The 1,331-nt window shown below is 76.5% G+C and carries 1 protein-coding gene; it reads right to left on the bottom strand.

Going from position 1 to position 1,331, the window contains the following annotated elements:
* Window positions 1-1,331: beta-ketoacyl synthase N-terminal-like domain-containing protein (locus MCBG_RS30660; protein WP_304413316.1), on the bottom strand; the 1,331-nt coding region annotated here is incomplete at both ends.

Here is a 1,331-nt window from a genome sequence, read left to right as displayed (position 1 = left end):
GGGCGCGGCAGCACCCGGTCGAGATGCCCGCACGCCTCGTCGAGGGCGGCGGCGAAGACGGGGAACTCGGCGTACAGCTCGCGGCCCATGCCGGTGCGCTGCGCGCCCTGGCCGGAGAAGAGCACCGCCAGCGGACCGCGGTCCCCGGCCTGGCCCGTGACCACGGTGCCCGACGGCGCGCCCGCCGCCAGGGACTCCAGGCCCGTCAGCAGGCCCGCACGGTCCCCGGCGAGCACCACCGCACGCCGGTCGAGCGTCGAGCGGGACACCACCGACGACCAGGCGACATCGAGCGGGCGCGGCTTCTCGTCGTCGCTGAGCCAACGGGCCAGCCGGTCCGCCTGCGCGGCGAGCGCGGCCGGCTGCGCGGCGGAGAGCAGCATGGGCACGACGGCGGGACGGCGGGACGGGGTGGCGCGGTCGCCGGCCGGGTCGGGGGTCGGCGACTGCTCCAGGATCAGGTGGGCGTTCGTGCCGCTCATGCCGAAGGACGACACGCCCGCCCTGCGGACGTGCTCGCCGCCGGCCCACGGGCGCGCCTCGTCGAGCAGGGCCACGGCGCCGGTCGACCAGTCGACGTGCGGTGAGGGCCGGTCCACGTGCAGGGTGGGCGGCAGCACGCCGTGCCGCATCGCCATCACCATCTTGATGACGCCGCCGGCGCCGGCCGCGGCCTGCGGGTGGCCGATGTTCGACTTCAGCGAGCCCAGCCACAGCGGGCGGTCGGCGGGGCGGCCCTGCCCGTACGTGGCCAGCAGCGCCTGCGCCTCGATCGGGTCGCCGAGCCGGGTGCCCGTGCCGTGCGCCTCGACGGCGTCCACGTCGGACGGACTGAGCCGGGCGTTCTCCAGCGCCTGCCGGATCACCCGCTGCTGCGCGGGGCCGTTGGGGGCGGTCAGCCCGCTGCTGGCGCCGTCCTGGTTGACGGCGCTGCCCCGGATCACCGCCAGGACGGGGTGCCCGTTGCGCCGGGCGTCGGAGAGCTTCTCGACGAGCAACATGGCGACGCCCTCGGACCAGCCGGTCCCGTCGGCGTCGGCGGAGAACGCCTTGCACCGCCCGTCGGAGGCGAGCCCCCGCTGGCGGGAGAACTCGACGAAGGCGCCCGGCGTGGCCAGCACTGTGACGCCGCCGGCCACGGCGAGGGAGCACTCACCGTCGCGCAGGGCCTGACCGGCGAGGTGCAGGGCGACCAGCGACGAGGAGCAGGCGGTGTCGATGGTGACGGCCGGCCCCTCCAGCCCGAAGGAGTACGCCAGCCGGCCGGACATGACGCTCGCGGCGGTGCACGGTGAGGACGTAGCCCTCCGTGCCCTCGGGCAGTTGCCGCA

This window comes from Micromonospora sp. M42 (assembly GCF_000568915.1).
Classification (GTDB): Bacteria; Actinomycetota; Actinomycetes; order Mycobacteriales; family Micromonosporaceae; genus Micromonospora; species Micromonospora chalcea.
This window is presented reverse-complemented; position numbering and strand designations above follow the sequence as displayed.